17 protein-coding genes are annotated in these 17180 nt (G+C 64.4%); 13 read left to right on the forward strand and 4 right to left on the reverse strand.

Annotated elements, in window-relative coordinates:
• Positions 1-107: 107 nt before the first annotated feature.
• Positions 108-764, forward strand: a complete 657-nt coding sequence (locus IP68_RS00205; protein WP_054132952.1) for an alpha/beta hydrolase — start codon at positions 108-110, stop codon at positions 762-764.
• A gap of 37 nt (positions 765-801) precedes the next feature.
• Here the strand turns inward: IP68_RS00205 and IP68_RS00210 are convergent, their stop codons facing one another.
• From IP68_RS00210 to maiA, 4 genes are all read right to left on the reverse strand, one after another.
• A complete protein-coding gene (locus tag IP68_RS00210; protein WP_054132953.1) occupies positions 802-1809 on the reverse strand; it encodes a fumarylacetoacetate hydrolase family protein in 1008 nt (335 codons plus the stop codon).
• A 106-nt stretch (positions 1810-1915) separates the two neighbouring features.
• Positions 1916-2368, reverse strand: coding sequence for a MarR family winged helix-turn-helix transcriptional regulator (locus tag IP68_RS00215; RefSeq protein ID WP_054132954.1), 453 nt, complete (start codon positions 2366-2368; stop codon positions 1916-1918).
• A gap of 13 nt (positions 2369-2381) precedes the next feature.
• Positions 2382-4457: a TonB-dependent receptor gene (locus tag IP68_RS00220; RefSeq protein ID WP_231683577.1), complete on the reverse strand. Its 2076-nt coding sequence runs from the start codon at positions 4455-4457 to the stop codon at positions 2382-2384.
• Between the two features lie 32 nt (positions 4458-4489).
• On the reverse strand, positions 4490-5122 hold the full coding sequence (gene maiA / locus IP68_RS00225; protein ID WP_054132955.1) for a maleylacetoacetate isomerase: 633 nt from the start codon (positions 5120-5122) through the stop codon (positions 4490-4492).
• Between the two features lie 94 nt (positions 5123-5216).
• Here maiA and IP68_RS00230 point away from each other — a divergent pair, with 94 nt between their 5' ends.
• The 12 genes from IP68_RS00230 (at position 5217) to IP68_RS00285 (ending at position 17178) form a co-directional block, all read left to right on the forward strand.
• Positions 5217-5810, forward strand: a complete 594-nt coding sequence (locus IP68_RS00230) for a TIGR04282 family arsenosugar biosynthesis glycosyltransferase (protein ID WP_054132956.1) — start codon at positions 5217-5219, stop codon at positions 5808-5810.
• The gene (locus IP68_RS00235) at positions 5807-6529 is read left to right on the forward strand and encodes a glycosyltransferase (RefSeq protein ID WP_054132957.1); all 723 of its coding nucleotides are present in this window, start codon (positions 5807-5809) and stop codon (positions 6527-6529) included. Before IP68_RS00230 ends, IP68_RS00235 begins: the two co-directional genes overlap by 4 nt.
• 156 nt (positions 6530-6685) lie before the next feature.
• Positions 6686-6913: a hypothetical protein gene (locus IP68_RS00240; RefSeq protein WP_054132958.1), complete on the forward strand. Its 228-nt coding sequence runs from the start codon at positions 6686-6688 to the stop codon at positions 6911-6913.
• 264 nt (positions 6914-7177) lie between these two features.
• Positions 7178-8479 carry a UDP-N-acetyl-D-mannosamine dehydrogenase gene (gene wecC / locus IP68_RS00245; protein WP_054132959.1) on the forward strand — a complete coding sequence of 434 codons (1302 nt, stop codon included), beginning with the start codon at positions 7178-7180 and terminating at the stop codon, positions 8477-8479.
• A gap of 18 nt (positions 8480-8497) precedes the next feature.
• Positions 8498-9496: an NAD-dependent epimerase/dehydratase family protein gene (locus IP68_RS00250; RefSeq protein ID WP_054132960.1), complete on the forward strand. Its 999-nt coding sequence runs from the start codon at positions 8498-8500 to the stop codon at positions 9494-9496.
• 72 nt (positions 9497-9568) lie between these two features.
• On the forward strand, positions 9569-9871 hold the full coding sequence (locus IP68_RS00255) for a putative quinol monooxygenase (RefSeq protein ID WP_054132961.1): 303 nt from the start codon (positions 9569-9571) through the stop codon (positions 9869-9871).
• A 60-nt stretch (positions 9872-9931) separates the two neighbouring features.
• Positions 9932-10474, forward strand: coding sequence for an ATP-dependent protease subunit HslV (gene hslV, locus IP68_RS00260; RefSeq protein ID WP_054133223.1), 543 nt, complete (start codon positions 9932-9934; stop codon positions 10472-10474).
• 18 nt (positions 10475-10492) lie between these two features.
• Positions 10493-11602, forward strand: coding sequence for an FAD-dependent oxidoreductase (locus IP68_RS00265; protein WP_156317877.1), 1110 nt, complete (start codon positions 10493-10495; stop codon positions 11600-11602).
• A gap of 60 nt (positions 11603-11662) precedes the next feature.
• Complete coding sequence (hslU, locus tag IP68_RS00270) at positions 11663-12964, forward strand: ATP-dependent protease ATPase subunit HslU (RefSeq protein WP_054132962.1); 1302 nt, start codon at positions 11663-11665, stop codon at positions 12962-12964.
• Between the two features lie 171 nt (positions 12965-13135).
• The gene (locus tag IP68_RS00275; protein ID WP_197275679.1) at positions 13136-14743 is read left to right on the forward strand and encodes a methyl-accepting chemotaxis protein; all 1608 of its coding nucleotides are present in this window, start codon (positions 13136-13138) and stop codon (positions 14741-14743) included.
• 168 nt (positions 14744-14911) lie between these two features.
• On the forward strand, positions 14912-16297 hold the full coding sequence (locus tag IP68_RS00280) for a M48 family metalloprotease (protein WP_054132964.1): 1386 nt from the start codon (positions 14912-14914) through the stop codon (positions 16295-16297).
• 98 nt (positions 16298-16395) lie between these two features.
• Positions 16396-17178: a DsbA family protein gene (locus IP68_RS00285; protein ID WP_082382018.1), complete on the forward strand. Its 783-nt coding sequence runs from the start codon at positions 16396-16398 to the stop codon at positions 17176-17178.
• Positions 17179-17180: the final 2 nt, after the last annotated feature.

Consider the following 17180-nt stretch of genomic DNA (forward strand, 5'->3'; position numbering starts at 1 on the left):
CTTTTTGGGGGCCCGATTGCGTATAGCCCCTGTTCCTTGGCGCGCCGCCAGCCACATCAGGCGGCACCCCGCCTGTCATCTGCAGAACTCCGAAAGTCCCACAAAATATGCCCGCTGTCATCTTTCCCGGTCCCGAAGGCCGCCTTGAGGGCCGCTTCAGCCCCGCTCCCCGCCCCCGTGCCCCCGTCGCGATGATTTTACATCCGCACCCGCAGGGCGGCGGCACGATGAACGACCGGATCACCCAGGCACTCTACAAGACCTTCGTTCGGCGCGGCTTTGCGACCTTGCGCTTCAACTTCCGCGGTGTCGGCCGCAGCCAGGGCACGTTCGACAACGGCATCGGCGAACTGTCCGATGCGGCCGCCGCGCTCGACTGGGTGCAGAGCTTCCATCCCGAGGCGCAGACCACCTGGGTTGCAGGCTTCAGCTTCGGCGCGCTGATCGGCATGCAATTGCTGATGCGCCGTCCGGAGATCCGCGGCTTCATCTCGGTCGCGCCGCCCGCCAACATGTATGACTTCAGCTTCCTCGCCCCCTGCCCCGCCTCTGGCATCATCGTGCAGGGCGCCGCCGATACGGTGGTCACCCCCGGCGCGGTGCAGAAGCTGGTCGACAAATTGCGCACCCAGAAGCACATCACCATTCATCACGACGAGATCGGCCGCGCCAACCACTTCTTCGAGCATGAGCTCGACGATCTGATGCACTCGGTCGACAATTATCTCGACATGCGGCTGGCCCCGGATTCGCCGATCCGCTGATCGCGAACCGGCGGCAATCTTAAGCTTTTTGGCGCGATCAGCCGACCTTCACAGTCTGCTCGATCGCGCCGAAGATGGTGTGCTCGCGGTCGTCGTGCACATCGATTCGCACGACATCGCCATGCTTGAGGAACGGCGTGGTCATTTCACCCGTGCGGATCTTCTCGACCATCCGCACTTCGGCAAGGCAGCTGTAACCCAGGCCGCCATCGGCCACGGGACGTCCCGGTCCGCCATCGGCATCGCGGTTGGAGACCGTGCCAGATCCGATGATCGATCCTGCGCGCACCCGCCGGGTCTTGGCGAGATGCGCGATCAGCACGCCGAAATCGAAGGTGCAGTCGTCCGAGGCGACAGCGCGGCCAAAGGGCTTGCCGTTGAGATCGACCATAAGCGTGCGGTGCAGCTTGCCGTCCTGCCAGTAATCGCCCAGCGCATCGGGGGTCACGAAAACCGGCGAGAACGCGCTGGCGGGCTTGGACTGGACGAACCCGAAGCCCTTGGCGAGCTCATCGGGGATCAGATTGCGCAGCGACACATCGTTGACCAGCCCGATCAGCCGGATGTGGCCGCGCGCTTCTTCAGGCGTGACGCCCTGCGGCACATCGCCGGTGACGACGACGATTTCGGCCTCAAGATCGCATCCCCAGGCTTCGTCCTTGAGCTGGATGTCGTCGCGCGCACCCAAGAAATCGTCCGATCCGCCCTGGTACATCAGCGGGTCGGTCCAGAAGCTTTCGGGCAGCTCCGCACCGCGCGCTTTGCGGACCAGTTCGACATGGTTCACATAGGCCGAGCCATCCGCCCATTGATAGGCGCGCGGCAGCGGCGCTGCGGCATCATGCTCGTGGAAGCGCTCGCGAGGGATCGCGGCGTGCTCAAGATCGCGCGCCAGCACCTCGAGATAAGGCGCCATGCGGTCCCAGTCGTCGAGCGCCGCCTGCAAGGTCGGGACCAGATGGCTGGCATCGGCGTACCAGGCGAGATCGTTCGAGACCACGACCAGACGGCCGTCGCGGCCGCTCTTGAGGGATGCGAGCTTCATGGGTTCGGCTTCCTTTCAGGAAAGTGGTTCTTTGCGGTCTGACGCGCCGGAATATTGCGCAGCATAGTATCATTTGAAACCGGAGTGCAAGATCATTCCGGGTCGCTCAATCATGCGCCAGCGAGTCCGCCTGGGTCAGCAGCTTTCCCAGCATTCTGGAAAACTGCGCCTGTTCCTGCGGGTCGAGCACCTGGATGACCTGGGTCTCCATCTGCAGCGCCAGCGGCATGATTTCGGCATACAGCGCCCGGCCGGTATCGGTCAGCGCGAGATGATGCGACCGGCCGTCGCTCATATTGGGGGCACGCTGGATCAGCGCGCGCTCGCCCAGCGCCTTGGTCGCGCGGTTGACCGCCACCTTGTCCATGCGGGTGGCTGCCACCAGCTCGCGCTGAGTGGCCTCGCCGACATCGCCGAGCACCGCCATCACGCGCCATTCTGCAATCTTCAGCCCGAAGCGGCTGCGATACTCGCGCGCGATCAGATCACTGATCGCATTCGAGGTGATCGAGATGCGATAGGGCATGAATTCGGCAAGGCGGGTCATGGTTTCGGTCATCGGGTCACCGACGCTATTCAATGTCCAGTTTCACGCCAAGCCAAATCGTGCGGGGCATGCCGCGTTCGATGATCCCGGGCCCGCTGATCGCCGCCTGGACCGTTGCATCGAACAGGTTTTCGCCGCGCAGTTCGACCAGCAGGTTGCGGCTGATCCGCAACGCCGCGCGCGCATCCAGCGTCAGCGCATCATCGAGCGCCAGCAGGCCGAGGTCATCCTCGAATTGCGAACCGATATAGCGCGCGGTCAGGTTGACGCCGCTGTCGTTGCCTTGCGGGAACCATCCGACCGAGCCGGTGGCGAAATGCCGGGGTACCTGTGCGGGACGCAGGCCGTCGATCGCCGCCTGGCCGGGCCCGGCGCGGACCTCGGCGTCGACATAGCTGTAGGCGGCGGCGAAGTTGAAATCGCCGACATCGGCGCGCGCCTCGACCTCGATGCCCCTCGCCTCGACCGCATCAAGATTCTGCCGCTGGTTGAAGCTGCCCGCCGCCGAGACGAAGCCGACGCCGGGAAAGGTGCCAGGTCCGCGCGCCAGCGTCACATTGGCGATGGCATTGTCCAGCCGGTTCCAGAAAACGGTAGCGCCCAATTGAAGCGTGAAAATCTCCCAGTCGAGCCCGAGTTCCACCCCCTGCAGCCGTTCGGGCGCCAGCGCGGCATTGGCCGCAGTGGCGTCAGCCCCGACACGGAAGGGCCGGTAAAGCTCGTTCAGCGTCGGCAGCCGCCAGCCGAGATAGCCAGCGCCGCGCAGCGTCAGCAGCGAGGCCGCATCCCAGGCAAATCCCAGCCGCCCGGTGCCTTCCCAGCCGCTGCGGTTGGCAAAATCGGTGGTGGTGAGCGGCGCGCCGGTGGCAAGCACGGTCTCGCGCAGCCGCCCGTCGGTGAGCGTCCAGCGGTCGACCCTGCCGCCACCGGTGAGCAGCAGATCGGGCGATGCCTGCCAGCTCGCCTCGGCGAACGCGCCGAAGGTGTCGCTCGCGCCGCCTGCGCGCCGGAGCCGTGTAGGGTTGCCTGCGACATAGGTGAACAGTTCGCGGGTCTCCCCGGTCGTGCGCCGCCATTCTCCGCCCAGCCGCAGCTCGGCGCCCTCGCCGATCGAAGGACGGATTTCGATTCGCGCGCCCAGCCCGGTGGAGGGCACGTTGAACTGGTCGAGCGTCTGGGTTGCGGCAGTCCGGTCCGCGCTGATCGCCGCGAAGCTGCTCGCAAAGCTCCGCATCTGGACATAGGCCAGCGCCGACCACGGCAGCGCACCCCGCCCGACAAGACGCACGCTGGCATCGGCGCCGTCATTGCTGTTGTCGCTGAAGGCGAAGCCGCGTTCGCGCTGATCGGTGAAGGCGCGCGCACTGGCCTGGATTTCGGTATCGGCATCGATCGGCGCGACGAAGCGCAGGTTGATCCCGGCCTGTTCATAGGGCGCTGCCCTGTCCACCAGGCCGCGTTGCCGCGCGATCGTCGGGACGAATCCATCGCCGCGGGCATATTGCGCCGAGATCGAAAGGCCGCCTGCGCCGAGCGATTGCGACGTTCCGACGCTGGCCTCGATCGAGTTGCGGCTGCCATAGGCAAGGTCACCATAAACGTTCGACTGGTCGGGCCTGATCCCGGCGCTGTCGAGTTCGATCGTTCCGGCCAGAGCGCCTGGGCCATCGCTTCCGGTCCCGCCACCGCGCCGCACCCGCACCGCTGCCAGATTGATCGCGTCATAGCCGGGAAAGCTGATCCAGCCGCCGAACGGATCGCTCTGCGGCACCCCGTCGAGCACCAGCAGCGCCCGGCTGGACGCGTTGCCGCCCAGGCCGCGCAGGGTAACCCCCTGGCTGGTCGGGTTGGCGCTGCGCGCATCGGACCGGCGAAATTGCTGCAGCCCCGGCACCAGCCGCAACGCGTTTTCCAGCCGCTGGCTGGGTTCGTTGGCGAGCATATCTGGCGTGATGCTGGTCACGCTGTAGGCGCGGTCGCCCAACGGCACATCGAGCGGCTTGCCGACCACCGTGATCAGCGCATCGGCCCAGATGATTTCGCTCGCCGGTTGGTCCTGGGCAAGCGCCGGTGTCGCGGCAAGCGAGGCTGCAAGTCCCAAGGAAACGATACAGGGCGCCGACCTTGAAATCCTCACGCCGGCTTCACCGCATCGGGATGCGCCGCGGCAAAGGCGGGGATCGCCTGCAATTCGGCATCGATCCGCACCAGCCGGGGAAAGGGAGCAAGATCAAGGTCGAAACGACGTGCGTTCGCCATCTGCGGGACTAGGCACACATCGGTGAGGTCCGGCTTGGCGCCGCCGAAAAGGCCATCGTCAGGGGCCAGCGCCTCCAGCGCGGCGAAGCCTTCTGCGACCCAGTGGCGATACCAGTTATCGATCGCGGCCTGATCCTGCCCCATCTCGGCCTTGAGATATTTGAGCATCCGCAGGTTGTTGACCGGGTGAATGTCGGCGATGATGATCATCGCGCGGGCAAACGTCGCCGCGCGCGCCGCGGGATCTTCGGGAAGAAGCCGGGGGTCGGGCCGCGTCGCATCCAGATAGTCGATGATCGCCAGCGACTGGGTGAGATCGAGCCCGTCGATGTGCAGCATCGGGACGAAACCCTGGGGGTTGCGCGCAACGTAATCGGGCGCTCTCTGCTGGCTCGTCAGCAGGTCGGTCGGCACCGCGCGATAGGCAATCCCCTTGAGGTTGAGCGCAATGCGCACCCGATAGCTGGCAGACGAACGCCAATAATCGAAAAGGACGGTTTCAGACATTGCACACTCCAAGGGCCGGGGCCGCGCACCATATGAAGCGAACGCAGCGATGCAAGGCTTGTTTCCGCCAACCCTCTCGTTAAGGCTTTGCGCGATGCCTGTGCCGCCAACTCTCGTGCTGTTCGCCAAGTTCCCGGTGCCGGGCTACGCCAAGACCCGGTTGATCCCCGCGCTGGGGGCCGAGGGGGCTGCCCGCGTCCATCGCCATCTGACCGAGCGGACGGTGGCCACGCTTCTGGCAGCAGGCGCGCCGGTGGAGATCCGCTTTGCAGGCGCCGGTGAGGGGGAGTTTAGGGCGTGGCTGGGCGATGGACCCGTGCTGGTCGAGCAGGTCGAAGGTGGCCTCACCGAGCGGCTCTGCGATGCATCCCGCCCGGCACCGCACATCTTCCTCGGCGCAGACACTCCCGATCTCACCGTGACGATCGTTCATTCGGCGATCGCTGCGCTGCAACGCCATGACGTGGTGATCGGCCCCGCGGATGACGGCGGCTATTATCTGATCGGGATGCAGCGCGCGCGGCCCGAACTGCTGTCGGACATGGCGTGGAGCACCGATGCGGTGTTTCCCGAAACGATGCGGCGGTGCGCGCAGCAGGGTCTGTCGGTGGCAACGCTTCCGGTGCTGGCAGATTGCGACCGACCTTCAGACCTTGCCCGCTGGCCCGATCTGGAAGCGCTCCCATGACGAGCGTCACGCTGATGATCCCTGCGCTCAACGAAGCCAGGGCCCTGCCCGCGACCATCGCCAATGTCGCCGCAATGACGCCGCAACCCGACGAAATCCTGCTGATCGACGGAGGCAGCGAGGACGAGACCATTGCGCTTGCAATGGCCGCCGGATGGCGGGTGCTGGCCTCGCCCACGCGCGGGCGCGGACCGCAGATCAATTTCGGGGTCGAGCAGGCGCAAGGCGATCTGGTGTGCATCCTGCACGCCGACAGCCTGCTGCCCCCCGACGCCATCGCCCATGTGCGCACGGTGCTTGCCGATAAAAGATTGTCGCTGGCGACGTTCCTGCCGATCATCCGCGGCAAGAAGACCCGCTGGTTCACCACCGCGCACAATTGGTGGAAGACATATTACCCGCTGTTCACCCATCCGCATCTGTTCGTGCGCGGGGTGCGGCTGCTGTTCGGTGACCATGCCATGTTCTTCCGCCGCGCCGATTATCTGCGCATCGGCGGCATCCCGGCAGACGCCACGATCATGGAAGAGGCCGACCTGTGCATCGGCTTTGCGCGAATCGGAAAGCTCAAGATGACTCGCAAGCCCGTGATCACTTCGGACCGCCGCATTGCAGCATGGGGACCGCTCAAAGCCAATTACATCTATCTGAAAGTCGGCCTCGCCTGGACCTTCGGAATGCGGCATCGGTTGAAGGATATGTACCCGGACGTCCGATGACGCGGGGCTTTCGGAAAAATTTCCAAGTCTTTCAATGCGAATGGCGAATTGCAAAAATCGCACGCGAAATAACGGAATAAGTCATTTCGCACTTGCAATATATTCAGACGCGTGGCATGTAGGCATCGAGAGTCAACCTCCTCATGGAGTTCCACTATGAAACTGTTCAAAGCTTCGATGGCCGCGATCGCCCTGACCACCATGGTCGGCGCTCCGGTTCTGGCACAGGCCGTCGCGCCTGCCGCCGCCCGTACTTCGGCTGTCTCGAGCGAATCGAGTGAAGCTGAAGGCAGCACCGGCATCATTATCGGTGTGGTCGCTGCAGCAGCCGTGATCGGCGGCATCATCATCATCGCTGATGATGATGAGCCCAACAGCCCCTGATTTCATCAGGCTGTAGAGATACAATCAGGGCGGCCTTCGGGTCGCCCTTTTTGTTTGTGCGCTCCAGACGGGGGCTGCAGCCTCTGAAAGGCCCCATCCGCAGTGTGGGCCATCACCATGCCCCCGGCCCCGCCCGCCGCGAGAGCCCCACCGGCTGGCCAATGTGGCTTGCTTACGGCTTTTTTAACTCCATAGGACTTAGGAAAGGGGCTGACTGGCCCCGGGCTCTCGCCGTGCGGGGTCGCCTATATCCGGGGATTGACCATGTTGTCCGACAAGAAGCCTGAAGTTTGTGTTGTGGGGCTGGGCTATATCGGCCTGCCTACCGCTGCCATCATCGCACGGTCGGGCTGCCGGGTGCTCGGCGTCGATGTCTCGGAACATGTCGTCAACACGATCGCCGAGGGCCGCATCCATATCGAGGAGGTCGATCTCGACGGGCTGGTGCAGGGCGTGGTTTCGCGTGGCATGCTGCGCACGTCGCTCACCGTCGAGCCCTCCGATGTATTCGTCATCGCGGTCCCCACCCCTTTCGACGACAACCATGCGCCTGATATCAGCTATGTGCTGCAGGCCGCGAGCAGCATTGCCGCGGTGATCAAGCCGGGCGACTGCATCATCCTGGAATCCACCTCGCCGGTCGGCACCACCGAGGAAATGCGCGACCTGATCGCCAAGCTGCGGCCTGACCTCAAGGTTCCCGGAATCAGCGCCGACATCCCCGACATCGCGATCGCCTATTGCCCCGAGCGCGTGCTCCCCGGGCGCATCCTCGAAGAGCTGACCAACAACGACCGATCGATCGGCGGCATAACTCCGCGCTGCGCGCGCAAGGCGCTGACGTTCTACCGCCGCTTCGTGCGCGGCGAGTGCATCACCACCGATGCGCGCTCGGCCGAAATGACCAAGCTGGTCGAGAACGCCTATCGCGACGTCAACATCGCCTTTGCCAACGAGCTGTCGATCGTCGCCGACCGCATGGGACTCGACGTGTGGGAGGTAATCCGCCTCGCCAACCGCCATCCGCGCGTCAATATCCTCCAGCCCGGCCCGGGCGTCGGCGGCCACTGCATCGCGGTCGATCCGTGGTTCATCATCCACGGCGCGCCCGACGACACCCCGCTGATCCGCACCGCACGCTGGGTCAACGATGGCAAGATCGGCCATGTGCTGAGCAAGGCCGGCGACATGATCGAAGCCAACCCCACCGCGCGCGTCGCCTGTCTGGGTTTGGCGTTCAAGGCCAATATCGACGATTTTCGCGAGAGCCCGGCCAACAAGGTAGCGCTGGCGCTGGCACAGAAATATGGCGAGCGCATCGCGATCGTCGAGCCCTATGCGCAGGCGTTGCCGCCCGCTTATGACGGCCTCGGCGCGAGCCTGATCGATGTCGACGATGCGATCGAGAGCTGCGACATGTTCATCGTGCTTGTCGATCACGACGTGTTCAAGTCGATCCCGCTTGCCGAACGCGTGAGCAAGATCGTGTACGACACCCGCGGCATCTGGTCCGACCAGCCCGCCCACCCCGAACGCCCGGCTGGCCATTTGCGCCTGGCCGGCTGATCGGGCAGGTACGACAGCATGAAAGTCCTTGTCACCGGAGCAGCCGGCTTCATCGGCCACGCCCTCACGCGCGCGCTGATGGCGCGCGGTGACGAGGTCATCGGTATCGACAATCTGAACCCCTATTACGATCCCGCGCTCAAGCACGCCCGCCTGGCCGATCTTGCCGGCATCACCACAGGCGCGTTCGACTTCCTACCGCTCGACTTTGCCGATTATCCTGCGCTCGTTGCCGCGCTGGAAGGCCGCGCGTTCGATGCGATCGTCCACCTGGGCGCGCAGGCCGGGGTGCGCTACAGCATCGACAACCCGCAGGCCTATGTGCAGTCCAACCTGGTCGGCCATCTCAACATTCTCGAACTCGCGCGCGCACGCGGCACCGGGCACTGCGTCTATGCCTCGTCATCGTCAGTCTATGGCAACTCGACCAAGAGCCCGTTCAGCGTCGACACCCGCGTCGACCATCCCGTCTCGCTCTATGCCGCCACCAAGAAGGCGGACGAGCTGATGAGCGAGACCTACGCGCATCTCTATCGGCTGCCGATGACGGGGCTCAGGTTCTTCACTGTCTATGGCCCCTGGGGCCGACCCGACATGGCGCTGTGGAAATTCACCAGGGCAATCCTGCAGGACCAGCCGATCGACGTGTACAACCATGGTGATATGCGCCGCGATTTCACCTATATCGACGACATCATCGCCGGCGTGATCGCGGTGCTCGACCATCCGCCTGCCGACGATGGCGCCGCCAAGCCTGGCGGGAGCATTTCACCTCATGCAGTTTACAATATCGGCAACAACAAGCCCGAGCCGCTGGGCCGGATGATCGACGTTGTCGAGGCCGCGTGTGGCAAGCCCGCCATCCGCAACCTGCTGCCGATGCAGCCGGGCGATGTGCATGAAACCTATGCCGACATCAGCGCGATCCAGACCAATCTGGGCTATGCGCCCACCACCTCGATCGATACCGGCATCCCGCGCTTCGTCGACTGGTATCGCACCTACCACCAGCTCTGACTTGCGTGCCGGATAGCGGCATCGTACCTGTGCCGCTCAGCGGACCGATCGCTCCGCACGGAGAAACACGACATGCTCATCATCGAAGGCTGGCTCCACTTTGCGCCGGGCGAAATCGACAAGTTCGCCGAAGCCGCGCGCATCATGGTCGAGGCGACGCACCAGGAAGAGGGCTGTCTGCATTACAGCTTCGCGCGCGACATGGCCAATCCCGACATCCTGCGCATTGCCGAACGCTGGACCGACGACGCAGCGCTCGATGCGCATCTGACATCGCCGCACATGGCAGCCTTTGGCGCCGGCCTCGCCCAGGTCGAGCGCATCGGCGCCGATATCCGGTTGTACAACGGTGATGAAGTCCGGCGGATCATGTAGGGCTTGCAGCGCTTTGCTGTTCCCACCATATCCCGCGCCATGAGCAGACAAGACAGCAGCATGCCGACATGGCATGGCACAACCATCGTCGGCATTCGCAGGAACGGCAAGGCGGTGATCGCGGGCGACGGCCAGGTTTCCATGGGCCAGACCATCATGAAACCCAATGCACGCAAGGTTCGCCGTCTCGGTGACGGTTCGGTGATCGGCGGGTTTGCCGGCGCAACCGCCGATGCCTTCACCCTGTTCGAGCGGCTCGAGGGCAAGCTCGAGCGGCACTCGGGCCAGCTGATGCGCGCGGCGGTTGAGCTCGCCAAGGACTGGCGCACCGACAAGTATCTGCGCAACCTTGAAGCGATGATGATCGTCGCCGACAAGGACGTGACCCTGATCCTCACCGGAAATGGCGACGTGCTCGAACCGGTCGATGGCGTCGCCGCAATCGGATCGGGCGGAAACTATGCGCTCGCCGCAGCGCGCGCGCTGCTCGAATATGAAGCCGATGCCGAAACCGTCGCGCGCAAGGCGATGAAGATCGCCGCCGATGTCTGCGTCTATACCAACGACCAGCTGACGATCGAAGTTCTCGACACCGAGAGCTGAGACCTTATGGTCGGCTCCATGGCATGGCAGGTGGATCGACGCGGACTGGTGTCCTCTGCCGGGGCTGCACTGGCGCTGAGCGGCTGCACGACGGTGCAATCGCGCTCGGTGGCGCGGCTCGGCGCAACGGCCCCGCGCTGCCTGGCGCGCGTCAATGTCGATCCTTCGCGCATTATCCGCACCGTGGCTGGGCTGCGCCCCTATCGCCCGTCCGGTTTCGTGGTCCGCGCCGAAAGACTGGGCGAATCTCTGCTGGTCCACAATTACGGCCATGGCGGCGGCGGAATTTCGCTGAGCTGGGGAAGCTCGCGGCTGGCAACGGCGCTGGGCCTGCCCGGCCATTCGGGACCTGTCGCGGTGATCGGATCGGGAATCATGGGGCTGACCACCGCGCGGCTGGTGCAGGAGGCGGGCTACTCCGTCACGATCTACACCGAAACGCTGCCGCCGGGCACCACATCCAACATCGCAGGCGGACAGATCTATCCCGCGGGCCATTTCGACAATGACATGGTCACCCCGCAATGGCGCGAACAGGCTGCTGCTGCTGCCGATTACAGCAGGCGCCGGTTCCAGATCATGGCAGGGGACGATTACGGCATCCGCTGGCTGCCGACCTATGACCAGACACGTTCGTCAGGGCCGCTTGCGCCCGATCCGATGTTTCCGGGACGCGTAAGGCTGTCGGCAGACCAGCACCCGTTCCCGGCCGAAAACGTGGTGCGCTACGACACCATGTATGTCGAGACAGGGCGGTTCATGGAACGGTTGCTGCGCGACATCCGCATTGCCGGCGGAGCGGTGCAGGTGCGCCGGTTCAACTCGGCCGCCGAGGTTGCCGCGCTGCCCGAACGGCTGGTGTTCAACTGCACCGGATTGGGCGCAGCCGCGCTGTTCGGCGATACCGAATTGGTCCCGGTGCGCGGCCAGCTTGCGGTGCTGATCCCGCAGCCGGAAATCGATTATGCCTATGCGCTGCGTGCCGGATACATGTTTCCGCGCGGCGATGGCATCCTGCTGGGCGGCACCTATGAGCGCGGCGAATATGTCGCCGAGCCCCAGCCGCAGGACATTGCCGATATCGTCGAATCGCACCGCAGCCTGATGGCCGGGTGGCGCTGTGCTTGAAGCAGCAAGCGGCACTCCCCAATTTGTGTTCCGACACGTTCCTCACATAGAAGATCCCGAATGACAGATACGCTTACCCCCAAGTCCATCGTCGCTGCGCTGGATGCACACATCATCGGTCAGCAGGACGCCAAGCGCGCGGTCGCCGTGGCGCTGCGCAACCGCTGGCGCCGCCAGCGCCTGCCCGCCGAACTGCGCGACGAGGTGACGCCCAAGAACATCCTGATGATCGGGCCCACGGGCTGCGGCAAGACCGAGATCTCGCGCCGTTTGGCGAAGCTCGCCGATGCACCGTTCATCAAGATCGAGGCGACCAAGTTTACCGAAGTCGGCTATGTCGGCCGCGATGTCGATCAGATCGCGCGCGATCTGGTGGAGGACGCCGTGCGGCTCGAAAAGGAACGCCGCCGCGAAAAGGTGCGTGAGGCTGCGTCCGACGCAGCGATGGAACGGCTGCTCAACGCGCTCGTCGGCGACAACGCCAGCGAAGCAACCCGCCAGAGCTTCCGCCAGCGGATCACCGACAACCACATGAACGACACCGAAGTCGAGATCGAGGTCGAAGACGCGCCCAACATGCCGATGGAAATTCCCGGGATGGCCGGTCAGGTCGGGATGATCAACCTGTCCGACATGATGGGCAAGGCTTTCGGCCAGAAGCGTACCAAGCCGCGCAAGATGCGGCTCGCCGATGCGTGGGACAAATTGATCGAGGAAGAAGCCGAGAAGCGGATGGACCAGGACGATGTCGCGCGCGTTGCGCTCGCCGATGCCGAAGCCAATGGCATCGTCTTCCTCGACGAGATCGACAAGATCGCAGTGTCCGATGTGCGCGGCGGTTCGGTGAGCCGTGAAGGCGTGCAGCGCGATCTGCTGCCGCTGATCGAGGGCACCACCGTGGCCACCAAGTACGGCCCGATGAAGACTGACCATGTGCTGTTCATCGCCTCGGGCGCGTTCCACATCGCCAAGCCCAGCGACATGCTGCCCGAACTGCAGGGTCGCCTGCCGATCCGGGTGGAGCTCAAGGCACTGACCGAGGAGGACTTCTTCCATATCCTCACCCAGACAAAGGCCAATCTGGCGCAGCAGTACACCGCGCTGCTGGGCACCGAGGAACTGACTCTCGAATTCACCGAGGATGCGCTGCGCGAGGTCGCGCGGATCGCCGCATCGGTCAACGAAACGGTCGAGAACATCGGCGCGCGGCGCCTGCAGACGGTGATGGAAAAGCTGCTCGAGGAGATCAGCTTCGGCGCGGAGGAGCATCGCGGCGAGACCATCAGGGTGGATGCAGCCTATGTGCAGAAGCAGCTCACCGGGATCGCGAAGAATACCGACCTCAGCAAATACGTGCTGTAGTCGCGGCCCATGCCGGTCACGCGGCTTCGGCCGTCTGACCGGCATCTGGGCGAACAGAATCGCCCAACAGGTCCGATTAGGCACAAATTAACCATGAGGCCCTAGCTTGGGTGCATGGTGAGGACCGGCAGAAGCAGTTTTGCGCATATCGCACGCAGATGCGTGGGCTCCGTGCGCCAGTCGCTTGCGAACATTGCCTATGGCGGAGAGATCCGCTCGGCCGACGCCGCCGGAATGGCAGCGCAACACATGCAGCGGGTATGTGCCGGGGTGACCGCGATGATCCCGAGCGTCAGCGTGGTGGCGGTGGTGCTGGGGCTTGCGACCTGGAACACCCCGGGGCTTATGCTCACGATGCTCGGCTTCCTGCTCACCCTTGGCACCATGGCCGCGATGATTCCCGTCAACATTCGGCTGAAAAAGCTGCTCGAGGCTGACAGCGGCGAGATACAGAACGATCTGAAGGCGCTCACCCATCATTTCACCGCCAACGCCGTGCTTTCGGGCATTGCATGGTCGATGATCATCGCCGGAATGCTGACGTCCGAGGTGCCACACCTCAGCGACCTCGGAATCACCATCGGCATTGCGGCCACCGCGATCGGATCGATGAACTATCTTTCGCTTCCGGGGACGAACCTGATCTGGCTGGTGTCGATCACCAGTGGAACCTGCATCGCGATCAATGCCACCGGGTTCACCGTGGACCCTTATTTTTATCCGCTGGTGATCTGCTTTGCGGTGATCGTGTGGCGCAGCACCATGGTCTTCTGCAGGCATTTTGCAGGGTACATCCGCCAGTCGCAGGAGCTGGTCGTGGTGCGCGAACGCGAGTTCGCTGCCGAACAGCGCAAGGTACAGGAGCGCGCCGAGCAGGACCGGTCGGCGCAGGCCATGCTTGCCCAGCAGCGCGACCGCCATCTGCAAGAGCGCAGCCGCGCGATGGCCGATCTGGCAGAAGCGTTTGATCGATCGGTCATGCACACCATCGACAGCCTCGGCACCGCCCTTACCCAGCTGGGCGTGTGCGCATCGGCGCTGCATGAGATCGGCGAGGAAACGGGCCAGAGCGCTGCGCAGGTGACCGCGCGCGCGGCCAATGTCGGCATGTCGGTGCAGAATGTCGCGGGAGCCGCAGCACAGCTCAGCCAGTCGGCGCATTCCATCGCCCAGCGAGTCGAGGACCAGCACCTCGCCGCCACCGCCGCGCGAAGTTCGTCGCTCGAGGGCAGCGAAGCGGTCGGCGCGCTTGCGCAACAGGCCGCCAAGGTATCGCAGATCGCAACGCTGATCGAGGAGATCGCCTCGCAGACCAATCTGCTGGCGCTCAACGCCACGATCGAGGCTGCGCGCGCGGGCGAAGCCGGTCGCGGGTTCGCTGTCGTCGCGCACGAGGTCAAGCAGCTTGCGGGCCAGACCCGGGGCGCGATAAATTCGGTCGGGCAGACGGTGAACGGCATCCGCACCCGGATGAGCCTTGCCGAGACCACCATCGATTCGATCGCAGGCCAGATCGATCTGGTGAGCGAAGGTGCGGCGCATATCGCCAGGGTTATTACCGAACAGAGCGAGGCGACGCTGGGGATCAACACCCACGCGCAACAGGTCGCCAGCGACGCGCGATCGATGGAAGATACCGCGCGCACGGTCAGCCATAACGCTCACCGCGTCAAATCCATGTCCGATGACATGCGCGAGGTGACCGCCCGGCTGGAAGACCAGGCCAGCGCGCTGCGGATCGCCAGCGCAGCGTTTCTCGCCGAGCTCAAGGCCGCCTGACACGCGGCTCGCCGCATTCATCGCACGCAGGCTGGTGATATGCTGTGCAAGCGGCAAAGCCCGCGCTACTATCATCTCATCATGTGCAGTTTCATGCCGTGTTCATCCTTGGCTGGCCACCACGCGGCCATGATAGGCATGCCCTTTTCCCCCGTGACGCAGGCGGCAATGCACCAGACGACCAGACGTTGCAGCTCGTTGATCTCCACCCTTGCGGCGCGGTTGCTCGCGATCTGCGCGGTGTGCGTGCTGGCGGTGCAGCCGGTGTCGGCGCAGTCGATCCTGCGCGATGCTGAGACGGAGGCGCTGCTGGCGGACATGTCGCACGATCTCATTCTCGCAGCCGGGCTGCTTCCCTCCAACGTCAATGTCGTGGTCATCAACGACCGCAGCATCAACGCCTTTGTCGCGGGCACGCAGGATGTCTACATCCATAGCGGGCTGATCGAGGCGGCAGGCAACGTCAACGAGGTTCAGGGCGTCATCGCCCACGAGATCGGGCATATCGCGCTGGGCCATTCGATCACCCGGTCGGAAAGCGCCTCCAAGGCGAGCAAGATCACCATATTGTCGCTGCTGCTGGGCATCGCCGCGGTCGCCGCGGGTGCTGGCGAGGCGGGCCTGGGCATCATGGGCGCGGGCCAGCAGGCAGCGCTGGGCAAGTTCCTGGCGCATACCCGCGGCGAGGAAGCAGGCGCAGACGTCGCCGGTGCCAAATATCTTTCCAGGGCCGGGCTTACCGGAAAGGGTTCGCTCAACTTCTTCAAGCGCCTGCAAAATCTGGAGTTCCGGCTCGCCATCCCGCAGGAGGACAGCTACAACCGCTCGCACCCGCTGTCGGGCGAGCGCATCACGCTGCTGCAGGAAATCTACGAGAACGACCCTGCTTACAATGCCCGGATTGACCCTGCGCTCGAGGCGCGGTTCCAGCGCGTGAAGGCCAAGCTGGTCGGCTATGTCGCCGATCCGCCCGAAACATTGCGCGACTATCCCGAGACCGACCAGAGCGTGCCCGCGCGCTATGCCCGCGCTTATGCCTGGCACAAGAGCGCCTATCCCGAAAAGGCGCTGGCAGAAGCCCGCTCGCTGCTCGCCGAGGCGCCGGACGACCCGTATTTCCTGGAAATCTACGGGCAGATCCTGCTCGAATCGGGCAGACCGCAGGAAGCGCTCGCGCCGTTACAGAAGGCGGTCGCCAGCACCAACGCGCAATCTCTGATCGCAGGCGTCTATGGCCATGCGCTGATCGCCAGCGAGGACCCCGCCAACCTGCCCGAGGCCGAGCGGGTGCTGAAGGCTGCGGTGGCGCGCGATGCGGAAAATCCGTTCGCCTGGTATCAGCTCGGCGTGGTCTATGCCAATCGCGGCGATACACCGCGTGCAGCGCTTGCCAGTGCAGAGCGCTATGTGCTGCAGGGCAACGCCCCGCTGGCGCTGCGCAGCGCCGAAGAGGCGATGCTGGGCCTGCCGCAGGGCAGCGCCGATTTCATTCGTGCGCAGGATATTGCGATATTGGCGCGCGACGCGGTTGAACGCCAGTCGCGCCGCCGTTAAGCCTCGATCCCGTCACCGACACTCTCATCAACCAAAGGCCCGCCATGACAACACCCACCCCCTCCTCTGGCGAGGCCTCATCAAGGAACTGGCTGTTCATGGCTGTTGCCGCATTTCTGACCATCGCCGCCGGGATCGGCACATTCATGTGGCAAAGCGGCGGGCTGGTCGCACCAGGCGGTGGCGAAGCGGCCAAGGATGCCGACAGCGCAGCAGCCGCAGCCGGGTTCGACACCAAGGACAAGGCCGCGATCGAGGCGATCGTGCGCGCCTATATCCTCGAAAACCCCGAGATCATTCCCGAAGCCGTGCAGAAGCTGCAGGGCAAGCAGGCCGCCAAGCGCATCGCATCGGTGCGCGGCGCCGTCGAGACGCCGTTTGCCGCGTCCTATGCCGGCAACCCCGATGGCGATGTCGTGCTGGTCGAATATTCCGATTTCGCCTGCGGTTTCTGCCGCCAGAGCGTCAGCGATGTTGCCCGGCTGGTGAGCGAGGACAAGAACCTCAAGGTCGTGTTCCACGAGCTTCCCATCCTCTCCGACGAAAGCCGGGTTGCAGCAGCCTGGGGCATGGCCGCCGCGCAGCAGGGCAAATATTACGCGTTCTACAAGGCAATGTTCGGCGCAGGCCGCCCCGCCCAGGCGACCATCGAGCAGGCTGCGAAGACCGCCGGGCTGGATATGGCCGCCGCGCGCACCTTCGTGGCCAGCAAACAGGCCGAAGAGGTGATCGACGCCAATATCCGCATCGCCCAGCAGCTGGAATTCAGCGGAACACCCAGCTGGGTGATCGGCAACAAGGTGCTCAACGGCGCGGTCGGCTATGACGAATTGAAGGCTGCGATCGACGAGGCACGCGCCGCGAAGAAATCCGTGAGCTGATC

Origin of the sequence: Blastomonas sp. AAP25 (assembly GCF_001295965.1) — a bacterium.
In the GTDB taxonomy this organism is placed as follows: Bacteria; Pseudomonadota; Alphaproteobacteria; order Sphingomonadales; family Sphingomonadaceae; genus Blastomonas; species Blastomonas fulva.